The 22660-nt window shown below is 44.6% G+C and carries 18 protein-coding genes; 13 read left to right on the top strand and 5 right to left on the bottom strand.

Annotated features, from left to right (window positions below; genetic code table 11):
• Positions 1-64 precede the first annotated feature (64 nt).
• The 3 genes from B5D77_RS00260 to B5D77_RS00250 are packed head-to-tail and all read left to right on the top strand — an operon-like array spanning position 65 to position 4263.
• Positions 65-790, top strand: a complete 726-nt coding sequence (locus tag B5D77_RS00260) for a 15,16-dihydrobiliverdin:ferredoxin oxidoreductase (protein WP_106909929.1) — start codon at positions 65-67, stop codon at positions 788-790.
• A gap of 14 nt (positions 791-804) precedes the next feature.
• Positions 805-1548, top strand: coding sequence for a phycoerythrobilin:ferredoxin oxidoreductase (locus B5D77_RS00255; protein ID WP_008201963.1), 744 nt, complete (start codon positions 805-807; stop codon positions 1546-1548).
• A 21-nt stretch (positions 1549-1569) separates the two neighbouring features.
• Positions 1570-4263, top strand: coding sequence for a PAS domain S-box protein (locus B5D77_RS00250; protein ID WP_106908049.1), 2694 nt, complete (start codon positions 1570-1572; stop codon positions 4261-4263).
• Between the two features lie 59 nt (positions 4264-4322).
• Here the strand turns inward: B5D77_RS00250 and B5D77_RS00245 are convergent, their stop codons facing one another.
• From B5D77_RS00245 to B5D77_RS00235, 3 genes are all read right to left on the bottom strand, one after another.
• Complete coding sequence (locus B5D77_RS00245) at positions 4323-4625, bottom strand: hypothetical protein (RefSeq protein ID WP_106908048.1); 303 nt, start codon at positions 4623-4625, stop codon at positions 4323-4325.
• 276 nt (positions 4626-4901) lie between these two features.
• Complete coding sequence (locus B5D77_RS00240; RefSeq protein ID WP_008201967.1) at positions 4902-5594, bottom strand: response regulator transcription factor; 693 nt, start codon at positions 5592-5594, stop codon at positions 4902-4904.
• A 24-nt stretch (positions 5595-5618) separates the two neighbouring features.
• Entirely contained in the window at positions 5619-6827 is a 1209-nt protein-coding gene (locus B5D77_RS00235) for an RNA-guided endonuclease TnpB family protein (RefSeq protein ID WP_046660969.1), read from the bottom strand.
• Between the two features lie 243 nt (positions 6828-7070).
• Here B5D77_RS00235 and B5D77_RS00230 point away from each other — a divergent pair, with 243 nt between their 5' ends.
• From B5D77_RS00230 to B5D77_RS00205, 6 genes are all read left to right on the top strand, one after another.
• Positions 7071-8435, top strand: a complete 1365-nt coding sequence (locus B5D77_RS00230; RefSeq protein WP_106908047.1) for an ATP-binding protein — start codon at positions 7071-7073, stop codon at positions 8433-8435.
• Positions 8436-8596: 161 nt separating this feature from the next.
• Positions 8597-9157, top strand: coding sequence for a C-phycoerythrin subunit beta (gene cpeB, locus B5D77_RS00225; protein WP_008201973.1), 561 nt, complete (start codon positions 8597-8599; stop codon positions 9155-9157).
• 92 nt (positions 9158-9249) lie between these two features.
• Complete coding sequence (locus B5D77_RS00220; protein ID WP_008201975.1) at positions 9250-9744, top strand: bleomycin hydrolase; 495 nt, start codon at positions 9250-9252, stop codon at positions 9742-9744.
• 288 nt (positions 9745-10032) lie between these two features.
• A complete protein-coding gene (locus B5D77_RS00215; protein WP_008201977.1) occupies positions 10033-10644 on the top strand; it encodes a HEAT repeat domain-containing protein in 612 nt (203 codons plus the stop codon).
• Between the two features lie 175 nt (positions 10645-10819).
• Positions 10820-11221 carry a photosystem II protein Psb27 gene (psb27, locus tag B5D77_RS00210; RefSeq protein ID WP_039900038.1) on the top strand — a complete coding sequence of 134 codons (402 nt, stop codon included), beginning with the start codon at positions 10820-10822 and terminating at the stop codon, positions 11219-11221.
• A gap of 336 nt (positions 11222-11557) precedes the next feature.
• A complete protein-coding gene (locus B5D77_RS00205) occupies positions 11558-13927 on the top strand; it encodes an endonuclease MutS2 (RefSeq protein ID WP_008201988.1) in 2370 nt (789 codons plus the stop codon).
• Between the two features lie 771 nt (positions 13928-14698).
• Here B5D77_RS00205 and B5D77_RS00195 read toward each other — a convergent pair.
• Complete coding sequence (locus tag B5D77_RS00195; RefSeq protein WP_106908045.1) at positions 14699-17803, bottom strand: efflux RND transporter permease subunit; 3105 nt, start codon at positions 17801-17803, stop codon at positions 14699-14701.
• 151 nt (positions 17804-17954) lie between these two features.
• Positions 17955-18632 carry a C40 family peptidase gene (locus B5D77_RS00190; RefSeq protein ID WP_106908044.1) on the bottom strand — a complete coding sequence of 226 codons (678 nt, stop codon included), beginning with the start codon at positions 18630-18632 and terminating at the stop codon, positions 17955-17957.
• Between the two features lie 488 nt (positions 18633-19120).
• Between B5D77_RS00190 and B5D77_RS00185 the strand changes: the two genes are divergently transcribed.
• The 4 genes from B5D77_RS00185 to B5D77_RS00170 all read left to right on the top strand — a co-directional run bounded on the left by B5D77_RS00185 (position 19121) and on the right by B5D77_RS00170 (position 22598).
• Positions 19121-20509 carry an LCP family protein gene (locus B5D77_RS00185; protein WP_106908043.1) on the top strand — a complete coding sequence of 463 codons (1389 nt, stop codon included), beginning with the start codon at positions 19121-19123 and terminating at the stop codon, positions 20507-20509.
• A gap of 2 nt (positions 20510-20511) precedes the next feature.
• Positions 20512-21012: a pentapeptide repeat-containing protein gene (locus B5D77_RS00180; RefSeq protein WP_008202006.1), complete on the top strand. Its 501-nt coding sequence runs from the start codon at positions 20512-20514 to the stop codon at positions 21010-21012.
• 127 nt (positions 21013-21139) lie between these two features.
• Positions 21140-21727, top strand: a complete 588-nt coding sequence (locus B5D77_RS00175) for an aminodeoxychorismate/anthranilate synthase component II (protein ID WP_106908042.1) — start codon at positions 21140-21142, stop codon at positions 21725-21727.
• A 61-nt stretch (positions 21728-21788) separates the two neighbouring features.
• Positions 21789-22598, top strand: coding sequence for an MBL fold metallo-hydrolase (locus tag B5D77_RS00170; RefSeq protein ID WP_008202008.1), 810 nt, complete (start codon positions 21789-21791; stop codon positions 22596-22598).
• The last annotated feature ends 62 nt before the right edge of the window (positions 22599-22660 follow it).

Raw genomic sequence — 22660 nt, 5'->3', positions numbered from 1 at the left:
AGAAACGGGACAAAAGGCGGGCGGGTTGCCTATGCTTGCAAAAACCCCAAGCACCGACGAGTATATGTTTCAGCCCTTCCTCCACTACCTAGAGCGAGAACTATTCGCACGCTTCCCGTTACAGACTCGTCCGATTCTGCCAGAGTTGGAATTTCAAGTTAGTCAACGGGGGAAAAATCCGGCTATGATTGAAAGCTGGTGCTATCAGTGTCCCCAATTCCGCAAAATTCGCTACACCTACATTAACGCGGGGGAAACAGCCCAAATTTTTAATAGTGTCATTTATCCTAGTTACAATTACGATTTACCCCTGCTGGGCATTGATTTTTTGGCGTTTGGAAAAAAGAAAATATTAGTAGTTCTCGATTTTCAACCTCTTTTTCGCGACCAAGATTATTTAACCAAATACATCGAACCCATGCGATATATCCGGGATAAATACCCCGATTTAGCTCAAGATTTGCCGATGAAATACTACGACGCTAATCAGTATTTTTCCCCCTATCTGCTCTTTGCTAAAACCGATGCGGAGACAGTAGTTAAGCAACTTTTCCCCGCTTATCAAGAGTTTATCCAACTGTATTGGCAACTGTTAGAAAAAGCCCAACCCCTAACCAGCGCAGCCGCGCAAGAACCGATTATCGCCGCCCAAAAAGACTACGATCGATATAGTGCCGAACGGGATCCCGCTTCCGGTCTATTTAGCAGTTATTTCGGTCAGGAATGGTCAGAAAAATTCCTGCACCAATTCCTCTTTGAAGATGCCATTGCCACCGCCATCCACGCTTAGAAAAAAGCTTGCCCATGTCTCTTTATCAACCCTTTTTAGACTCCGCTTTCACCCTGCTGTCAGAACAGTTGTCCCTACAACCCTATCCCATTCCCGTCGGCTTTGAACGGAAGGAAACGGTTACAGGCAAGGGAAAAAGACAGGAAACGGTCATTACCACCAGCTATGCTTGGCAATCCTCAAAATTGCGGCAAATTCGAGCCGCCCACGTTTGCGGAGGTGATTCCCTTCAGGTGCTTAATTTTGTCATTTTTCCCCGTTTAGAGTACGATTTGCCCTTTTTCGGGGCGGATTTAGTCACCTTGCCGGGGGGTCATCTGATTGCGATCGATCTGCAGCCACTTTTCCATGATCGCAATTACCAAGAAAAATACAGCGATCCGATTATGCCGATTTTCCGATCCTATCAGGCTGATTTGCCCTGGGGAGGCGACTTTCCCGAAGAAGCCAAGGGCTTTTTTTCCCCCGCTTTTCTCTGGACAAGACCCCCGGAGACGGAAACCGTGCAAACGCGGGTTTTAGGGGCATTTAAGGACTATCTACAAGCTTATTTGACTCTGGTAGCTTCATCGACAGCGATTAGGGATCGCCAACAGTTAACGGCGATCGAAAAGGCCCAATTAGCCTACATTAACTATCGGGCTGCAAAAGATCCCGCTAGGGGAATGTTTACCCGTCTCTACGGACAGGAATGGACAGAAGAATATATTCACGGTTTCCTGTTTGATTTAGATCGTCAATTGGCGATCATGGGTTGAGTTTTCCCGATCAACCCCGCTATGATTAGCGGTTATCAAGACAAAAAAACTCCCGTGGTAAGTGTACTATCGATCATCACTCCCAAGATTATCTATCTCGGTCTGGCCGGGATAGCGGTCTTGGGAATTTATTATTTATTGCAGAGTCAGATCGCCAGTCGTCGTCAAGTGGAGATAACTTTACGACAACAAACCGAGCGGGAGCGTTTAATCAATCAGATCGCCCAAAATATTCGGCAATCCTTAAAATTAGGGGAAGTTTTAACCACCACCGTCGCCGATGTGCGTCAATTTTTACTCACCGATCGCGTGTTAATTTATCGTCTCAATGACGACGGTACGGGTAGCGCCATTACTGAGTCAGTTTTGCCAGAATATCCCGCCATTTTGGGGGAAACTTTCCCCCCCGAAGTTTTTCCCCCGGAATATCATCAGGCATATATCCAGGGCAAAATCAGGGCAATCGCTGATGTTAACCGAGAAGATGTGGAACCCTGTCTAGTAGAATTCCTGGCCCAGTTCCGCGTCCAAGCTAAATTAGTCGTTCCCATTATCCAACAGTTCCGCGAACAGGATTCATCTACCCCGCACCTCTGGGGACTGTTGATCGCCCATCACTGCCGCGGCCGGCGACAATGGCAACCCCTAGAAATCGATCTGATGAAACAGTTAGCCACCCAAGTGGCGATCGCTATTCAGCAATCAGAACTCTACGAACAACTGGGACAACTAAACGCCGAATTAGAGGATCGGGTGCGTCAACGGACTGAAGAACTAGCCCGGACTAACCAAGCACTACGGGAAGAAATCGCCGAACGTCAACGCACAGAGGTGGCCCTGCGTCATACTAACCAAACTCTACAATCTTTGATCGCCGCCTCTCCCCGGGCAATTTTTAGCCTCGATTTACAGGAAAGGGTGAAAATGTGGAATCCGGCGGCCGAAAGGATGTTCGGTTGGACGGAAGCAGAAGTGATTGATCGCCCCAATCCCGTCATTTCTAGGGAAAATGAGCCGGAATACGAAAACCTCTGGCAGAGCGTTTTAGCGGGAATATCGCCCCCTAGTCTGGAAATTGGCCGGCAAACTAAAGAGGGAAAAGCGATCGAGATCGTCTTTTCTGCCGCTCCCCTCACCGATAGTGATGGTCAAATCGACGGGTTAGTGGCAGTGGTGGCCGATATCAGCGAACAGAAGCGACAAGCGGAACAGGTGCGTCTTTTACAGTCGGTGGTAGTCAATACCAATGATGCGGTAATTATCACCGAAGCCGGACCGATCGAGCCGCCAGGACCGCGGATTCTCTACGTTAACCAAGCTTTCACCACAATGACAGGCTATAGTCTCGAGGAAGTGCTGGGCCAAACCCCACGCATTTTTCAGGGACCCAAAACCGATCCCGAAGCTGTTAAAAGAGTGCGAGATGCTTTCTTGCGTTTGCAACCTGTCACCGGGGAGGCGATCAACTATCGCAAGGATGGCAGTGAATTTTGGGTGGAGTTTAGTATTGTGCCGGTGGCGGATAAACGGGGAAAATATACCCACTGGATTTCTATTCAACGGGATATTAGCGAACGCAAACAAACAGAGGAAGCACTGCGACAGAGTGAAGAACGTTTTCGCTCCCTGATCGAGAATGCCCTCGATATTATCACAATTATCAGTCCTAACGGCACGATTTACTACGAAAATCCCTCCGTTGAGAAGGTTTTAGGCTATTCTCCCCCGGAATTAATCGGTCAAAACTTTTTTTCCTATATTCACAAAGATGATCTGGCCGATGTCTGTTCCCTGTTAAGTCAATCTCTCAACAATAGCGGAGAAACCCGCTCGATCGAGTTCCGTCGTCGTCATCAGGATGGCCAATGGCGCACTTTTGAGGCCCTGCCTAAGGCCTTAAGTTTTAACGAAACCGGGGAACTAGCGATCGAAGGTGCTGCTTCCCCGAAAATTTTTATCAATTCTCGCGATATTACCGAACGCAAGCGCCTTGATGAGGTGCGGATGGCCCTGGAACGGGAAAAAGCTCTTAGCGCCCTGAAAACTAACTTTTTTTCCATGGTTTCCCACGAATTTCGCACCCCTTTAAGCACGGTACTGGCCGCGGCCCAGTTGTTGGAAACTTCCCCCGGCGCTTGGGAAAATCCCGAAAAAAGAGAACGGAATCTGCATCGCATTCAAGAGTCAGTCCGCAATATGGTTCAGTTACTCGATGATATTCTCACTATTAATCGCGCCGAAACTGGTAAGTTAGAATTTAATCCCCAATGGCTGGATCTGGAGAAATTTGGCCGTCATCTACTGGAGGAAATGCAGTTAAGCGCCGGCAGTCAACACACGCTAATTTTTGTCTGTCAGGAAACTAATACTAGCGCCTACGTCGATGAAAAGTTATTGCGATCGATCCTAGAAAATCTGCTCACTAACGCGATTAAATATTCACCCACCGGCGGACAGGTCCACTGTTCTATTACTTTTTTGGAGAAAGCTATTCAATTACAGATTCGCGATCGGGGTTTGGGCATTTCGATGGAAGATCAAAAACAGTTATTTGAACCTTTCTATCGCGGAAAAAATGTCCGTCACATCGCCGGCACCGGCTTGGGGTTAGTAGTAGTGCAGAAATGCGTCGAACTACACGGCGGTTCGATCGAAATTGCTAGTATCCCCGGCAATGGAACCACTGTCACGATTCTATTACCGAAACTGGCCTGAAAATCAATAAATTGGAGCGAGAATCATTCTCAATGGGGTGAAAACTTCCGGGGAAGAAATTAGAAAACATCACCTAGACGGGCATATTCTAAAATTGACCGGCTGAGAGCATCGCGATCATCGCGAGTGAGGTAATAATTCTGGCCGCCGATATCATTGAGAAATCGCAGTAGGGCAAGACAAGCGGACTCTAGATCCGCCCGGTGTCGGGCAGCCGCTAAAGCTTGTTCCGAGGTGGCATAAACTAGGCAATCGCTAATTCCTTCGCTGCCATCCACTCGCCAACATTGAAAAGAATAACCCTGCATTTCTAGGATCAATTCAATCTGCCAGCCGTGATAGTCAAATCGCGTATAAATCATCTCAAGCAGCCCCTTGTAGGAGAGGAAAGTCACAGGTTTGACCGCTCTGATTGTCTAGAAGTCCTGCACCTGTCTAACTTTCTAATTTAATGGATGATTATGGAAACCCTCTGCAAACTTCGTGCAGATTTCGTGCAGAAATGATTTTGTCCACTGTCTAGGGTTTGCTGAAAAAGTTTATTGGTGGGGTTAGGAGTCAGGAGGCAGGAGTCAGGAGGCAGGAGGCGGTCGGCAGGAGGAAAAATCGAATATGCAATTTAGATTCAAAACAGCTTATTACTTTAAACGATAACCGAGACCGTGAACGGTTTCAATAAAGTCTTCCGGCGCACCGAGGGATTTTAGCTTGTGACGAAGACCGCGAATATGGGAAGTAACGGTTTCCTCGGCCGGAGAATCGTCCAAAGACCAAACTCGCTCAATAATACCCGATCGACTTAAGACCCGGCGTCCATGGGTAACAAGTAATTCTAAGAGAGCGAATTCCTTGGGGGTGAGGGAAAGAAGTTGACCGTTATAACTGGCCTCGTGGGTACTGGGATTTAATTGCAAACCCCCCCAAGATAATAAAACACTGCTGGTGCTGCTGCCGCGTCGGATCAAGGCCCGAATCCGCGCCATTAATTCGCCCAAATCGAAGGGTTTAGTGACATAATCATCGGCCCCTGCGTCTAATCCGTCGATTTTATCGATTACCGTATCCCTTGCGGTTAATAATAGGACGGGAACGGTGGCATTAGCAAAGACGGGATGATGGGATTCCGCTCGTCGCAGACGTTGACAGAGCAAAGTTCCGCTTAATTTTGGCAGGGTGACATCGAGAACTAAAAGATCATATTTGCCTAATTCTAGCCAATTCCAGCCTTCTTCTCCGTCTCTAGCCACATCGACAACGTATTGTCGCTCGCTCAAGGCCTCTCGCAAAATCTCGGCTAGTTGCATATCATCTTCTACTACTAAAATTCGCATGGTCTAGAGTTGACACTCCCGCTGTCAAGCTGACGCTGTGACGGGGGATTCTTGATTCACAGAAACCCGCTTTTCGGTACAAGTACCAACGAGTCTTACAGTTTCTCCCCAAGCTTGAAATTCCGACTGTCCATCGGTATTTGTTGACAGTATTCTCATACCTTCTTCCCTTAAATTCTTGGCGGCGTTTTCATCTCTATCGTGCTGCGTCTTACATTCTGGACAAATCCATTCACGAATACTGAGAGTCAACAAATCATTTTTAAATCCACAGCAAGAACAGAGCTTTGTACTCGGATAAAACCTGTCAACTTCTACAAGTTTTCCTCCCTCTCTTTCTAGCTTGTAATCCAAGAAATTAAGCAACATACCAAAACCAGCGTCATGTATTGATTTGGCTAATTTAGTCCTTGCTAACCCTTTAATATTCAGATTCTCGGCTACAACGATTTGGTTTTCATCGCATAACTTTCTGGAGAGTTTATGAAGAAAATCCTGTCTAGTATTTGCTATCTTTTCGTGAACCTTGGCTACCTCTTTAATGGCTTTTTGGCGATTATTAGACCCCTTGGCTTTACGAGACAATGCTTGTTGTCTCCGCTTTAAACGTTTAGCATATTTTCTGGTAGGTTTGATTGGGTCAATCTTGTAGGTTGTTTCACCATCAAAAACCGTAACTAAAGAAGATAAACCTAGGTCTATCCCTGATATTTTTAGTTTTTCAATGGTTGTTGAGTCATCCATCTCAAACAAGATGGCAGCAAAATATTTATCTGTACTGGTTTTAGAAACAGTTACGGATTTAATCTTACCATTTATTACTTGAGAAATCTTAGCTTTTACAACCCCTAATTTAGGTAGCTTAATTCCCTTATTTCTAATTGAACAACTTTCAGGATAACGGATTGATTGTTTTTTGTGCTTACTTTTAAATTTAGGGAATTTTGTTCTTTTTGAGAAGAAGTTCTTAAAAGCAGATTCTAAGTTTTTCAATGATTGCTGCAAGGTAGCGGCAGTAGCCTCAGCTAACCATTCAAAATCCAGTTGTTTCTTGAGTTGGGTAAGGTCTTTTGCCATGTCACAGTAGGTCATTCCTTTACCAGTCTCTAGGTACTGATTGTTAGTTTTATTTAAGTAGTAATTCCAAACAAAACGGACGCAACCAAAGTTTTTAGCTAAGGCTAGTTCCTGTTTTTTGTTTGGGTATATTCTCACTTTTAAAACATTTAACATCAGCCTGACCCCATCTGTGCTATCTTTTCAGTATAACACTTACCGCTTAAATATGTCAAGCTCATACATACCTTGAGAATCAAGCCTTTCCTTATTAGGAAACACTGTCGCGTTAGTTTAGATTCTGGGGGCAATTCATCTCCCGTTAATTTCTGGTATATTTTTAATTAAGGAGAAATTTAACGGGAGTCCTCTTGCTCCATTTAGATAGAGTAAGCTGGAAATAGTGTCAGTTAACTGCTGATGAATTGGCTCAAACAAGGAAAATGGATCGCGGGAGGTTTCGGGCTAACTGTCTTATTGATGGGAACTATTAGCCTAGTTTCCTATCGCAATACCCTCGCCCTGCGTCAGCGCGCTGCCGAGGTGGAAGTTACCTACGAGATCATCGATAATCTCGCTAATCTTTACGCTAACATGGCGGTGGCCGAATCGGGAAGACGCGATTATATCAAAACTGGCAGCCCCAGTGAATTAGGCCGTCATCATCGGGCGATCGCTTTGATGCAATCTAACTGGCAACTCCTAGCCAAACAATTAGAAAACGGCACGGATTTCGAGCGGGAAATGGTCACTCAGATCGGGGATTTAATGTATCGGCGAATTGCTTTATTTAATCAATCGATCGCTACCTATAAATTCGATCAATCCGATGATATTTCTCAAGATGTAATCACGGTTAAAAGTGTCGAAGTCCGGGATAAGTTTCAAAATCTTCTTACCTATTTACAAGCTAGTCAGAAAAGGAATTTAAGAAGTAGCATCGCTAGTTCTAGGGATAGTATTAGCGAAAATTCTCTGTTGGGGTTACTGGGAACTTTTATCAGTTTTGGGATTATTTGCGGAGTTTATCTCTTGGTTTTTTGGCAAGAGAAACGGCAACAAAAAAGTGAGGAAATTCACCGGCTATTACTACAGGAAAAAGAACTTTCTGACCTAAAAATTCAGCTTTTTTCCATGATATCCCATGAGTTCAGAACCCCTTTGACCGTGATTTTTTCTGCCTCGCAGTTATTAGAAAACGGCTTAAAAGATGCAGATCAGTCGAGCAGAAAAAACCTATACAGGATCCAGTCTTCTGTCAAGCTAATGAATCAATTCTTAACAGATATTTTGATTTTAACAAGGGCAGAATCTGGAAATCTAAGATGTCAACTAGAACCGCTCGATATTGAAGCTTTTTGTTTAAATTTAGTCGAGGATTTTCAATTTATTAATAAAAATAATACACCGATTAAATTTGTCAGTCAGGGATTGATGAGCCGTCCTTATCTAGATGAGAAACTGCTCTACTCGATTTTAAGTAATTTACTCTTAAATGCGATTAAATATTCCCCCACGGGAGCAGGGATTAGTTTGATTTTGGGGAAAGATAGCGATCGCATTGTTTTTCAAGTCCGGGATCACGGGATCGGCATTGCCGAGGAAGATAGAGACAGGATCTATGAACCCTTTTATCGGGGTCAGAATGTGGAAAATATTATCGGCACGGGATTGGGGTTAGCAGTGGTTAAAAAATGCGTCCAACTCCACCGTGGCGAAATCGCCCTAGATAGCCAAGTGGGTAAGGGAACAAGCTTTACCGTTAAACTGCCCATGTCACCCTAGTTCCAGCTTGAGCGGCCAAAAGATTACAAAATGTAACTTTCTTTCTCAGAAACGGGACGAAAGCAACGGCGAATTTTTATCTTCTAGATTAATCGATCGCAAAGTCCAATCTGGATCGACCCTAAAACCCCTTCTATTCATCTCAATTTGAGGAGAGCTTCATGCTTGACGCTTTTTCCAGAGCGGTAGTAACCGCCGATAGTAAAACCGCTGCCATCGGTGGTGCCGACTTAAACGCGCTCCGTAGCTTCATCGCCCAGGGCAACCGTCGTCTTGATGCCGTTAATGCGATCGCTAGTAACGCCAGTTGTATGGTTTCCGATGCCGTTGCCGGGATGATTTGCGAAAATACTGGCTTAATTCAAGCTGGTGGCAACTGTTACCCCAACCGTCGCATGGCAGCCTGTCTGCGTGATGCGGAAATCATCTTACGCTATGTCACCTACGCACTGCTCGCCGGCGATGCTTCCGTCCTCGAAGATCGTTGCTTAAACGGTTTGAAAGAAACCTACACCGCTTTAGGTGTACCCCTACAATCCGCCGCTCGTGCCGTAGCGATCATGAAAGCGCAAGCCGCCGCCCACATTCAAGATACCCCCAGCGAAAAATTCGCCGGTGCTAAACTTCGCAAAATGGGTTCCCCCGTTGTGGAAGATCGTTGCGCCAGCTTAGTGGCAGAAGCGAGCAGCTATTTCGATCGAGTTATTGCCGCTCTCAGCTAAAACGAGACTAAAACTCGCTTTCTGGCTGTTATTTACGCAAAAATCAGCCAATTAATTTCTTCACTCAAGTCAAACTTAAAAATAGTAAAGACATGAAATCAGTAATTACTACTGCCGTTGCTTCTGCTGATGCGGCTGGACGTTTCCCCAGCACCTCCGATCTAGAATCCGTACAAGGCTCTATCCAACGGGCCACCGCTCGTCTGGAAGCCGCCGAAAAACTGGCTGGCAACCTCGACGCTGTAGCCAAAGAAGCCTATGATGCTTGCATCAAAAAGTATCCCTACTTAAACGAAGCCGGCCAAGCGAACTCTACCAATACTTTCAAAGAAAAGTGTCTCCGGGACATCAAACACTACCTACGTCTGGTTAACTACTGTTTAGTCGTCGGTGGCACCGGTCCCCTCGATGAATGGGGTATTGCCGGACAACGGGAAGTTTATCGCGCCTTGGGATTACCCACCGCCCCCTATGTAGAAGCTCTCAGCTTCGCTCGTAATCGCGGTTGCGCTCCTCGTGATATGTCCGCTCAAGCTCTCACCGAGTATAATGCCCTTCTCGACTATGTGATCAATTCTCTCTCCTAGAGACAGATATCGATCTCGTTCACTACTGGGGGACTCGCAGTTAATTGTTTGCCTATCATGGGGGTAAGCGAATAACTAGGAGTCCCTCGGTTATTGGCAGATTTTTGGCCCTCGGTTGTCAGAAGTCAGGAGATTATTTTTATTTATTCTCCCCACACCCTACACCCTACACCCTCTTTCAAGTCAGAAGTCAGGAGATTATTTTTATTTATTCTCCCCACACCCCACACCCCACACCCCACACCCCACACCCCCCAACCCCTACCCACAGAACTTTTTAACAGCACCATGTCCCAAGAATCTTTATTCGAGCAGTTAAAGCACCCCAATCCGCACCTACGGGAACAGGCAATCTGGGAATTGGTGGAAACTCGCGACGAAACCACGATTGATCGCCTAATGGCCATTTTAGATGAAGAGGATACGACCTATCGCCGGGCCGCCGTCAAAGCCCTAGGCGCGATCGGTGTGGATACGGTTCCCCCTTTGCTGGTAGGGTTACTCAATAGCGATAATGTCACCGTGCGCGGTAGTTGTGCCAAGGCCTTGGCCCAGGTAGCGGTAAATTATCCCGATGTCCCCTTTCCAGAGGCGGGAATCGCGGGTTTAAAAACGGCACTAGCAGACGCGAATCCAGTGGTACATATCGCCGCAGCTATGGCCCTGGGAGTGGTTGGGGTTCCAGCATTGGATAGTTTATTGGAAGTGTTGCAAAATACGGAGAATTTGGGGTTAGCCGTGTCGATAATTAATGCTGTTAGTTCGATTCCAGATAATCTATCTAAAGAGGTATTGACAGCCATAGCCAATGATGAAACAGCGGATATCTACCTTCGGGAAACCGCCACCAGCGCCTTATCGCGGCTGGAATTAGTTCAGAATCAACTCACTCCGGGTTGATGGCATCGCAACTTTTAGGCAAAAATAGGGCTTTTAAAGCCAAAAAAGCCTAGATTTGGGCTATTTACCCCCCAGTTGACCCCTGATTTTTGCAGCAGGTTGACTCTCCTGGGGAACTGGTCACGGTTTCCTGATAGGATAAGGTGACTTGGGATTAACTTATGGTATCGAAAATATGTCTCTAAAACCTTACATTTCTCGCTTATTAGCTTTGGTTCTCGTCCTTGTCATCGGATTGATGGGTTGTTCTAGTAGTTCGGGGTTAACGGGCAATTATGGAAAAGATACCCTGACGGTGATTGAAACTTTAACCACAGCCCTTGATTTAGTCAAAGATGACCCGAATAAAGCGGCAGCTGAGTCGCAAGCAAAGGAACAAATCAACGATTACATCTCCCTCTACCGACGAGATAAAAAATCCGGGGGTTTGCGTTCTTTCACTACTATGCAAACAGCCTTAAACTCTCTAGCTGGTTATTATACCGCCTACGGTTCCCGTCCCATCCCCGACAAACTCAAACAACGTTTAAAACAAGAATTTAAACAGGTGCAATTCTCTCTCCAGAAAGGAATTTAGATACAGTTATCAGTTATCAGTTATCAGTTATCAGTTATCAGTAGAACTCGACCTAATATTATAAGCTGTACTGAATTTAAACTGCGTATTAGAAATTTTAGTACAAATGCTCGAACTTCCTCTCCCTGCTCCCAACTCCGGCACTCCAGTGCAGTCTTAACGAGTAATTTAGATAGTCAACAGATTGGCGGGATTGTTAAGTGACAGGTATTAGGTGCGAGTAACAGTGCTGTCTTTTCCCTTGACTGATTACTGTTGACTGAAATGACTCCTGTAAAAATCAGACCAAATCCGGTTAGACTAGAAATACAAAGCGTATTATAAAAAACTACAAAATTGATTCAAGACGAAACCCTAGAATTATTGGAATGGCCGCGGCTATGTCAACACCTAGCTACTTTTACAGCGACTAAACTAGGTGCGATTGCGATTCGTCAATTGCCGTTACCGGAAAGCAAAGAGGAAAGTTTAAACCTACTCTGCCAAACCAAAGAAGTTTATAGTTTAGAACAAAAATTAGATAGTCGTCTTTCCTTTGATGGGATTACCGACATCGGCGATGCTCTAGAAAGGGCGCATCTGGGGGGGTTATTATCGGGACAGGAACTTTTAAATATTGCCACGACTTTAGCCGGAGTGCGACGTTTACGGCGTTTAATTGATGAACAGGAAGATATACCAGTTTTAAAAGAGTTAGTAGCCGAAATTCGCACCTATCCAGAGATAGAACAGGAGATACACCGTTGTATCGATGAAGATGGCCGGATATCCGATCGCGCTAGTCCCCAATTACGGGAAATTCGGGGACAAATGAAGGTGATTAGAGAGCGAATTTACCGAAAATTACAGGATATCATGCAAAAACAGGGCGGTGCTATCCAAGAAGCGGTGATTACCCAAAGAAGCGAGCGCTGGGTGCTTCCCGTCAAAGCAGCGCAAAAAGAGCAAATACCGGGGATAATTCACGATACTTCCAGCACAGGGGCAACTTTTTACATTGAACCTCACTCTATCGTTGACCAAGGCAATCAACTACGGCAATATCGTCGTCTGGAACAAATCGAAGAAGAAAAAATCCTGCGGCAGTTAAGTAATCTGATCGCCGAAGCCTTTGAGGACTTAGAATATTTACTAGCGATCGCTACTAGGCTCGATCTGGCCACCGCCAGAGCCCGTTACAGTTTATGGTTAGAGGGTAATCCCCCCCACTTTATCGATGGTTCGGAAACGATTACTTTACGGAACTTGCGTCATCCTTTGCTCTGGTGGCAAAAACACCACGAACAGGGGGGGGAGGTCGTACCGATAAATGTGCAGATTAGCCCAGAAATTCGCGTTGTTGCCATCACCGGACCAAATACCGGCGGAAAAACCGTTACTTTAAAAACCCTCGGATTAGCGGCTTTAATGGCGAAAGCGGGCCTGTTTATTCCAGCGCGGGAACCGGTAGAGATACCCTGGTTCGATCAGGTTTTAGCCGATATCGGGGATGAACAGTCTTTACAACAGAGTTTATCGACTTTTTCGGGTCACATTCGCCGGATTGTCCGCATTTTAGCGGCTTTAAATTCTCGTTCCTTGGTTTTACTCGATGAGGTGGGAGCAGGTACGGATCCGGCCGAGGGAAGTCCTTTAGCGATCGCTATTTTACAATACCTCGCCGATCATAGTTTACTGACGGTGGCTACCACTCACTACGGGGAATTAAAAGCGTTAAAGTATCAAGATTCTCGCTTTGAAAATGCCTCGGTAGAGTTTGATGATCGCACTCTTTCCCCCACTTATCGACTATTATGGGGCATTCCGGGGCGTTCTAATGCTTTAACTATTGCCCAGCGTTTGGGATTGAATCCCGAAATTGTGGCCGAAGCGAGAAATCATCTGGGGGGGTTATCGGAGGAGATAAATCAAGTAATTGCTGGTTTGGAAGCGCAAAGACGGGAACAGGAGTCAAAAGCTCAAGAAGCTAGTCAATTACTCCAACAAACGGAGAAATTTTATACAGAAGTGTCCACGCGGGCTAATTCTCTACAGGAGAGAGAGCGAGAATTAAAACGTTATCAAGAGCAGGAGATACAAAAAGCTTTATTATCGGCAAAAGCAGAGATTAATGAGGTTATTCGCCGATTGCAAGCGGGAACAAAAACTGGTAAAGATGCCCAAAAAGCCACAGAGGAGTTAACTGCGATCGCAGAAAGGTTATTACCAAAAACGGAAAAAACTAAGGTTAATTATCGTCCGCAAGTGGGGGAAAGGGTACGCTTGCCCAATTTGGGACAAACTGCCGAAGTTTTAGCAATTTCACCAGAATCAGAGGAGATTTCCCTGCGTTTCGGTATGATGAAGATGACCCTACCCTTAGACCAGATTGAGTCTTTGGATGGTCAAAAAGTGGAAACTGCGCCAAAACCTGCCAAAAATTTGCCCCAAACTCCCACAAAACCCCAGGAGACTCCTTTAATTCGTACTGCTAATAATACCGTCGATATTCGCGGTTCCAGGGTGGCAGAGTCAGAAACGGATATCGAACAGGCGATCATCAGAGCCACCTCATCGGGCATATTATGGATTATTCACGGTAAAGGTACGGGGAAATTGCGTCAAGGTGTTCACGATTTTTTATCCCGTCATCCCCAGGTAAAACGCTTTCAATTAGCACCCCAAAATGAGGGCGGTTCGGGGGTAACTATCGCTTATTTAACTTAGGGTTTGCGGCAAAAAGTTTTTTGTCGGGTTAGAAGCCAGGAGATAGGGTGATAGGGTGATGGGGTTTTAGGGTTTTAGGGTTTTAGTTGAAATTCCCCACTTCCCCACTTCCCCACTTCCCCACTTCATAATTCATACTTTGTGCTTTTTGTCAAAAAAACTTTTTTTTTGCAATAAAACTACACAAAAAAAAGATCATCGTTATGACTGAAATTGACTAATTTAGCCGTCTTAATTAGGATCACCTTCTAGGTGTGGCAAAGGTTTCAGCCATTGCTGCCCAAAAAAGCACAAAATAACCCACTATGGAATTCTATCAAATCGCTGTAACCATTACAACATCGTTGTTAAATAAAAATCTTTCTCAATTAATTCTTAAGAATTTATAAATATTGCGGAATGTTAATTTAAATATTCTCAAGCTTTTGGAGTCAATCAATAATTTTTGCTTATCTTTAGCCAACATTGGGTTAGGAGACAGTATTCTCCGAGTCAGGAGTCGGGAGTCAGGAGTCGGGAGATTATTTTTATCCCACTTCATAATTCAGGTTCTTCGGTTTGTGTTATGTAATGGACGGGGGTTATAAGAGATGGAACCCTTATAGAGAAAGACATTGGACGATTTTTGTCAATTGTTTTTGATCTAGAGCGAGCTAATCAGTTAAATCTTTTGCCAGATAAGGAGTTAGTCGATTTATGCCCCCCTATCGAACCATAACAAGTAACGAAGAGCCATAATTCATAATTCATAATTCATAATTGCCAAGAAGATTATTTTCTAGAGAATAAAACGTAAAAACAGGGAATAATAAACAGAGTTAACAGAGTTGCCAAAGACAAACCCGAAAAAACGACAATTCCTAAAGGTTGCAGGAATTCTCCCCCCTCTCCCAATCCTAAAGCAAGGGGAAATAAACCTAAAACCGTGGTCACGGTAGTCATTAAAATCGGTCGTAAACGTTGGGGAGCGGCCTTTAAAATAGCTTGTAGTCGAGTAAAAGCGAATTCTTGCCGCAATTGATTCGCCAATTCCACCATAATAATCGCATTATTAACCACAATCCCCACCAACAACACCACCCCGACGATGACAATGGCATTAATCGGGGTTTTAGTCCAATATAGCCCAAAAATCCCCCCCGCTAGGGCTAAAGGAACGGTTAACATAATCACCAAAGGGTCTATAAGCGAGTTATACTGCACGGCCATGACCACAAAGACTAAAAATACCGATAAACCCGCTAATAACCCCAAAGAACCCTGAATTTCTTGATTAGATATGGCAGCAGCACTGGGTAAAATGCTGACACCATCGGGTAAGGGAGTAGCGTTTAAAACCGATTGTACCCCCGCGAGTGCGTCACTTAATTTCGCTCCCTCGACTAAACTGCCGATAATAATAAAAACTTGACGCTGATTAATTCTCTGGATGACTCCGGGGGTTTTTCCCCCTTCAATCCTAGCGATATCTGCTAATTTTAAGTCTTCTTGCCTATTGACAAAAATAGGTATTTGTGATATGTCACTAATTTTTTGCCGCGAGTTGGGGTCTAATTGCACTCGGATATCGATTAATCTTTCTCCCCGTTGCAGCTGGGTGGGGATCGATCCTTGAATAGCGGTCCGTAGCGTTTGTCCCACTTCCAGGGTACTCAATCCCAAACTATTTAAGCGGGTCCAATCGGGTTTAATCTGAATTTCTGGTTGTCTGGGGTCAGCATCGGCACGAAAACGCGCACTAGGGACTTTTTCATCGAGAATACCGAGGATTTCTTCACCAGCTTGCTCTAAAGTTTTCCCATCGGGTCCCTGTAACATCACATCCACATCGGCACCGACGGAGGGAGAGTTATTAAGAATAATACCGCGCACTTGACCGGGAGTGAGACGCAAACGCACGTTAACGAGGTTTAATTGCTCTAGTGCTTTGCTCATGCGTTCGATATATGCTTCTGTATTAGTGCCTTTTTTGAGATTAATCGTACTAGAAGCGCGCAAAATATTTTCATTGGTAGTTGTGCCAAAAAGAGAACCGCCACTGGTAGTAAAAACATACTCAGTTTCTGGTTGTGATAATAAAATCTTTTCTACTTCCCCCATCACCTGACGGTTAGTGTTTAAATTGGTACCCGGGGGAAATTGAGCAAAAAGGTTCACCTGTCCGGTTTGAATACGACTAAAGACTTCCTGGGGGATATATTGCCAGAGATAGAAACTACTTCCCCCTAAAATTAAAAAGGCCAGCAGGATAACAGGTATTCTGTAGTGGATGATTTTAGCTAAAAAACGACCGTAGAGAATGGTTAAACTTTCTAGACGTTGACTAAAGACTCTTAAGAGCCAAAACCGATGGATACCACTAGAAACCCGCATATTTAACAAACGACTGGCCAACATGGGAACAACGGTTAACGCACACAGCAGAGAAGCAGCCACAGCAAAACTGATAGTGAGGATAATCTCGTTAAACAGCAGGGAAATAAAACCACCCAATAATAAAAATGGCAGGATAGAGACGAGATTAGTCGCAGTGGAGGCCACTAAAGCAGATTCTACCTCTTGGCTGCTATTACGGGCAATTTCTAAAAAATCTCGCTTATTTTGGTTTTGATTAACTTTGAGGGCAATATTTTCCAGCATGACAATGGAATTATCTACCACGATACCCACCCCTAGGGCCAATCCTCCCAAACTAAACACATTTATCGATAACCCGAATAACTTCATACAGATGATTGCGACGAGGGTAGAAAGAGGAATCGCTAGGGTAATGATAAAAGTCTGTCGCAGGGAACCGAGAAAGACGAATACAGTCAATCCTGCTAGAATTGTCCCCGCTAGTCCCGAAGAAACCACGTTATTGACTGCGTTTTGGATAAATACAGACTCATCGGTAGTGGGGACGACTTGCATTCCCCCGGTTATTAACCCAGATTTTTTTAATTCGGCAATGCGTTTTTTTACCCCTTCTACCACAGCAATCGTATTCGCATTCGGTTGTTTTTGGACGCTAACCCTGACGGCATTTTTTCCATTTAGGGTGACAAAAATTCTTTGTTCTTCTGTCCCATCGATAACTCTGGCCACATCCCGCAGGTAGATTTTTTCTTCGGGATTATTACTATCGGTCAGTGCTAAATCTTGAATGTCCGCTACGTTTTTAAATTTCCCCACCGCTCGGGTTAAAGGTTCCCCTGTTTCTCCCTCTAGTCGGCCCCCAGAGATGTCCTGATTGCGTCTTTTTAGGGTGTCTAAAACCTGATTTAATCCCACTCCTAAAAATTGTAATCGCTGCAGGTCAATATTAACTTGAATTTCTTCTCTAACTCCCCCAATCACATCCACCACTGCCACTCCTCCCACAAACCCTAATTCTCTCCCTAATTCTTCATCGGCAAATAATCTTAAATCTTTTAGGGGTAGGGTATCGGAAACGAGAGCGAATTCATAGACGGGTAAACGAGAGGGTTCAAATTTATTTAAGCGCGGTTCCTCAATAATATCGGGTAAATTTTGTCGGACACGATTAAAACTTTCGGTAGCTTCGTTTAAAGCAACGTTTAAGTCTCCCCCGGGTTGAAAAAATAAATCTACTCGCATCCTTCCCTCGCGAGTTTCTGAATAAACTTGCACTACTCCCTCGGTGGCACTCATTCCCTCTTCTAGGGGTTTAGTTACTTCTTCGAGAATAACTTCTGGGGACACTCCGGGGACATTCATCCTTAAACTAATGCGGGGATAAGTGATAGAAGGAAGCAAATCTACTTGTAAACGATTTAGAAAAAAAAGACCGATGATGATAACTGCTATAGTTAACGTCAATACTCCTATGTGACGACGAATTGATAGACCGCTTAGGGAGATGTTTTCTAACATGATTACCTATGGGGGAGAGTGAGGAGACAGGAGACAGAAGTCAGGAGTCAGGAGTTAGGAGTTAGGAGTCAGGAGTCAGGAGATTATTTTTATCTATTCTTCCCACTTCATAATTCATAATTCATAATTCATAATTACCACTGATAACTGATTAATTGTGCATAACTCGACCGAAACTCCATAATTTTTGATAATAATGACGACTGATGCTATCCTGATCATCGGTGAGGAAATTGATAGCGATACCATTATTACCTGTTTCTTTACCTGAACTGTGGATATATTGATTATTGCCTAGATATAAAGCCACATGATTAACTCTTTTATCACCAAAGAAAATTAAATCTCCTGGGAGTAATTCCTCTCGGTTTATTTTTTGACAAAAAGCCTCCTGTTGATAGGAATCCCTCGGCAACCAAATGCCAAAAGTGGCAAAAGCAGCCTGGATTAATCCTGAACAATCGTAATTAGGTGCAAGGGTTCCACCCCAGAGATAATGATTGGTACGGTTCCTTGCTTCCTGAGTAAAAGTGATAATCTCAGGAATATGTTTTTCTATGTCTGAACGAGTTAGAGGAATTTTTTGATAAGCTGTGGTGGCCACCGCAATTGCATCTAAATCTTCTCCGCATAACCAAGCTAAATAATTATCTTCCCTTAGCTGAATTTGTAGCCCTTTTTCGGTAATTTCTAGGGAAATAAATTTTAATTGTCTTCCCCGTTGTGCTTGGGTAGCTAACTCTTGACAACTGGGAGAATTGTAGAGATTTAAGTCTCTTATACAGAGATATTCTTGGGTGAATGATGGGGTAAGAGAGATGATTTTCATAAAAACTAGGTCAGAATTATATTGAAAGAAAAAAATGCCCGACTAGCCAAAAGCAAAGGGATAAAAACAAGGGGAGTAACCTTAGTTCTGTCATCTTCAAGTTTCCACCTCTCTTAATTCTTGGTTACAGATATAATCTATAACTGAACCGAATCCCTGAAAAATTATTAAACCTCTTGCCTAATTAACTTTTCATGGTTCAAAAACGGCGAAAATAAGGATTAAATTGCATAAAATCTGTAAATAGAGCATTCAATCGCTTATTATTCATTCTTAATTCTCCTGACTCCTGACTACTGACTCCTAACTAACCAAGACAAATTTTGATTTTTACCACAGGTCTATTATAGCCGGTTCCTTAACAATATGTTACAATAGCCGGCGAGGGGGGAGTGACCAATATCTGGAACTTTTGGGCTAGAGATAGATTCTATCGATCAGCAGTCACCTCCTAGAGTAAGCTTTTAATCAGATGTTGAGGTTAGTCCATGGCCAATGTTTCCGGGCGGTTTGAAAAGCAAGAATACAGCCAAAACTCAGAAAATACCGTCACGGTGGTCAGTTCAGTCATGTCCGGTTTAAAAAAAGCATCTCCCCTGCAAAAGGGCTTATTTTGGGGAATAACCCTCAGTTTTACCGCCCTAGTTTCCGCCACTGTTGGGGCTGCCGTCGCTTTAATTAGTCCCTTACCCGCACCAATTGGGGCCATCTTCCAAAAAACGACTTTTCCCACCCAAACAGACATCCTTGAGGCTCAAGCTTGGAATAGCTTAATCAATCAGCAGCTTTCTCGTCCTGTTAATATTTTAGTTATGGGCATCGATCGAGTTTTAGATGCCAAAAACAGCGACGATGTATTTAAAGGTCGCAGCGACACCATGCTCCTAGTGCGCTTCGATCCTAGCGATAAAACCGTGAGAATGCTGTCTATCCCTCGCGATAGCCGGGTCAGAATCCCCGGCCACGGTTTCACTAAAATCAACGATGCTAACGTTCACGGTGGACCGACTCTAGCGGCGGAAGTGGTCAGTAATACTTTAGGGGATATTACCATCGATCGCTATGTGCGGGTGACTACCGATGCCTTTAAGGAATTAGTCGATTTAGTCGGGGGTGTAGAGGTTTACGTACCCGAACGAATGTATCATAAAGATGTCACCCAAAAATTAGAAATTGATTTACAAGAGGGTTGGCAAAATCTCAACGGCGACCAGGCCGAACAATTTGCCCGTTTTCGTAACCCCCAATACGGCGATGTCGGTCGCGTACAAAGACAACAAATTTTATTAAAAGCACTACAGCAAAAGATTTTTAGTCCGACAATTCTCCCCAGTCTCCCGAAAGCAGTACAGGTTTTACAACAATATATCGATACGAATTTAACCGTCGAGGAAATGCTGGCTATCGCTAATTTTGGCCGGGAAATTAAACAGGATGACTTGAGAATGATCCTACTCCCCGGCCGGTTTAATAGCCTTGAGGAATACGATGGTCGCAGTTATTGGATTTTGAACCGTCGCGAAATCAGAACCATTGTGGCTAACAATTTTACCGATAACTATTCCGGGGGAGAAACCTCCGTTTATAGTCTGCGGATTGCCATTCAAAATGCCACCCATACCAAAGGTTTAGCCCGTCGCACTCGTAATTATCTGGCCAAACGGGGCTATACAAATGTTTATATTAGCGATGACTCCTCCCAAAAGCTAGAAACCACGGCAATTATTGCCCAAAAAGGTGATGTTCAGTCCGCTAACGTCTTGAAAAATCAATTGGGAATCGGTAAAGTAGAATCATCCTCCACTGGTGCTTTAGACTCAGACCTAACCATTCGGGTGGGTGATGATGTGGCCCAGTTTCTCGACGCTCAACAGTAACAATGTTGAAAAATTTTTTCAGTCTGGTTTTAATTATTTTGCTGGCGATTCTTGGGCTACTTTTCGCAGCCCGTCCAGTGGCTTTGGCCCAAGATAAAACGATTAACTATAGTTTTGCCCAGCTGCAAGATCGGGATTTTTCCCATCAGGATTTGCGCGGAGGAGTTTTCGCCGCCGCCGCAATGCGGGGAGTTAACCTAGAAGGGGCCGATTTATCCTATAGCATTCTCACCGAGGCTGTCCTCTTAAAAGCTAACTTAAAAGGGGCCGATTTAACCGCCTCTTTGGTAGATAGAGTTACCCTCGATTTTGCCGATTTAACCAATACTATTTTTACCGATGCGATCGCTAGTCGCAGCCGTTTTTATGACACAATTATTACCGGGGCCGATTTCACTAACGCGGTAATTGATGCCTATCAGGTCAAGTTAATGTGTGAACGGGCCGATGGGATTAATCCGGTCACGGGAGTGGCCACGAGGGATAGTTTAGGCTGTAATTAGCAATTCTGGGCAGATTCTGGCTGACTGCTCAAAAATAGCCTACCCCCTACACTCCAGCTATCTCGATCGAGACAGCCGGGGTGTAGAATGAAAATACTGAGCGAGGCTAAAGAAAGGAGAGAGACTCTTGATAATCGTCATCGATAACTATGATAGTTTTACCTACAATTTAGTCCAGTATTTAGGAGAATTAGCGACTGAGTTTCCGATCGCCGTGCCGATCGAGGTCTATCGTAATGATAAAATCGATCTGGCCATGATCGAACAAATGCGGCCGGATGGGATTGTGATTTCCCCCGGTCCCGGTCGTCCAGTCGATGCGGGCATATCTCTGGAATTAATCGCCAAATTTGGCCCCTATTTGCCAATTTTGGGGGTCTGTCTCGGTCATCAAAGTATCGGTCAGGTATTCGGAGGGGATGTGGTCCGGGCCCCGGTCTTGATGCACGGCAAAACTTCGCCAATCTATCACAACAGTGAAGGGGTATTTCAAGGCTTAGAAAATCCTTTTACTGCCACCCGTTACCATAGTTTAGTGATCGAGCGCTCAACTATGCCAGATAATTTAGAGATCACGGCCTGGGTGGAAGATGGCACGGTCATGGGAGTCCGTCATCGGGATTACCCCCACATTCAAGGAGTACAATTTCATCCCGAAAGTATTTTAACCACTGCCGGCAAGGAACTTTTAAGAAACTTTCTGCGATCCCTCTAGTGTTTACTAATCGCCAACCCCTGAAATTAACCTTAACTTGATTAATTCTGCATCTATATTTATGAAAAGGCGAGATTTTATCTTATCGGCGGGGACAAGTTTCTTAACCGTGGCAGTAAGCTCAGTTTTAGCGGAAACTAAACCGAAACCCCCTAACCCCACTTCCCCCCAAAAACCCGATAATTCCCTCTTAGTTCAATGGTTGGGTCATAGTTGCTTTTTATTCACCGGAGGAGGTCAAAGAGTCCTCGTTAATCCCTTCCGGGCGATCGGTTGTACGGCGGGTTTTCCTTTGCCAAAAGTAGAAGCAGATATCGTTTTAATTAGTAGTCAACTCTGGGATGAAGGGGCGGCCGAGGGTTTACCAGGTAATCCGAAAATTTTGTTTGAGCCGGGGGCCTACGATCTGGGTAAATTAAAATTCCAGGGCATTAGTATCGCCCATGATCGCGTAGGTGGCAAACGTTTCGGCATGAATGTGGCCTGGCGTTGGACCCAGGCGGGGATTAGTATTGTCCATTTAGGGGGGGCAGCGGCCCCAATCGAATTAGAACAAAGAATTCTGCTAGGTTCGCCGGATTTAGCTTTTATTCCCGTGGGAGGGGGTCCAAAAAATTATAATCCCCAAGAAGCAAAACAGGCGATCGAAGTTTTACAGCCGCGAATTGCTGTCCCGACGCAATATTTTACCAGTGCCGCCGATAAAAAGGCCTGTGAATTGGTGTCTGTAGATGAATTTCTCAAGTTGGTCAAGGATAAAAATATCCGTTTAATCGAGGACAATAAATTACGGATTCGTGCCGCCGATTTACCCAAAAAAGGGACTCTCATTCGCGTGTTTGACTACCGCAATCTGTTACAGAAATCCTAACTTTTAGGAGCCAATAACCTAGTACTGCTGTAGATCATCTCCTAGTTCTCTAAAAATTGCTT

It is taken from the genome of Microcystis sp. MC19 (assembly GCF_003019735.1).
Taxonomy (GTDB): Bacteria; Cyanobacteriota; Cyanobacteriia; order Cyanobacteriales; family Microcystaceae; genus Microcystis.
This window is presented reverse-complemented; position numbering and strand designations above follow the sequence as displayed.

What these genes read in the sequence shown, in the direction of transcription:
- B5D77_RS00250 (WP_106908049.1), top strand. Translation starts at nt 1,570, where the DNA reads ATGATTAGCGGTTATCAAGACAAAAAAACTCCCGTGGTAAGTGTACTA.
- B5D77_RS00190 (WP_106908044.1), bottom strand. Translation starts at nt 18,632, where the DNA reads ATGAAAATCATCTCTCTTACCCCATCATTCACCCAAGAATATCTCTGT.
- B5D77_RS00230 (WP_106908047.1), top strand. Translation starts at nt 7,071, where the DNA reads ATGAATTGGCTCAAACAAGGAAAATGGATCGCGGGAGGTTTCGGGCTA.
- B5D77_RS00260 (WP_106909929.1), top strand. Translation starts at nt 65, where the DNA reads ATGTTTCAGCCCTTCCTCCACTACCTAGAGCGAGAACTATTCGCACGC.
- B5D77_RS00185 (WP_106908043.1), top strand. Translation starts at nt 19,121, where the DNA reads ATGGCCAATGTTTCCGGGCGGTTTGAAAAGCAAGAATACAGCCAAAAC.
- cpeB (WP_008201973.1), top strand. Translation starts at nt 8,597, where the DNA reads ATGCTTGACGCTTTTTCCAGAGCGGTAGTAACCGCCGATAGTAAAACC.
- B5D77_RS00195 (WP_106908045.1), bottom strand. Translation starts at nt 17,803, where the DNA reads ATGTTAGAAAACATCTCCCTAAGCGGTCTATCAATTCGTCGTCACATA.
- B5D77_RS00245 (WP_106908048.1), bottom strand. Translation starts at nt 4,625, where the DNA reads ATGATTTATACGCGATTTGACTATCACGGCTGGCAGATTGAATTGATC.
- B5D77_RS00255 (WP_008201963.1), top strand. Translation starts at nt 805, where the DNA reads ATGTCTCTTTATCAACCCTTTTTAGACTCCGCTTTCACCCTGCTGTCA.
- psb27 (WP_039900038.1), top strand. Translation starts at nt 10,820, where the DNA reads ATGTCTCTAAAACCTTACATTTCTCGCTTATTAGCTTTGGTTCTCGTC.
- B5D77_RS00220 (WP_008201975.1), top strand. Translation starts at nt 9,250, where the DNA reads ATGAAATCAGTAATTACTACTGCCGTTGCTTCTGCTGATGCGGCTGGA.
- B5D77_RS00180 (WP_008202006.1), top strand. Translation starts at nt 20,512, where the DNA reads ATGTTGAAAAATTTTTTCAGTCTGGTTTTAATTATTTTGCTGGCGATT.
- B5D77_RS00235 (WP_046660969.1), bottom strand. Translation starts at nt 6,827, where the DNA reads ATGTTAAATGTTTTAAAAGTGAGAATATACCCAAACAAAAAACAGGAA.
- B5D77_RS00170 (WP_008202008.1), top strand. Translation starts at nt 21,789, where the DNA reads ATGAAAAGGCGAGATTTTATCTTATCGGCGGGGACAAGTTTCTTAACC.
- B5D77_RS00240 (WP_008201967.1), bottom strand. Translation starts at nt 5,594, where the DNA reads ATGCGAATTTTAGTAGTAGAAGATGATATGCAACTAGCCGAGATTTTG.
- B5D77_RS00215 (WP_008201977.1), top strand. Translation starts at nt 10,033, where the DNA reads ATGTCCCAAGAATCTTTATTCGAGCAGTTAAAGCACCCCAATCCGCAC.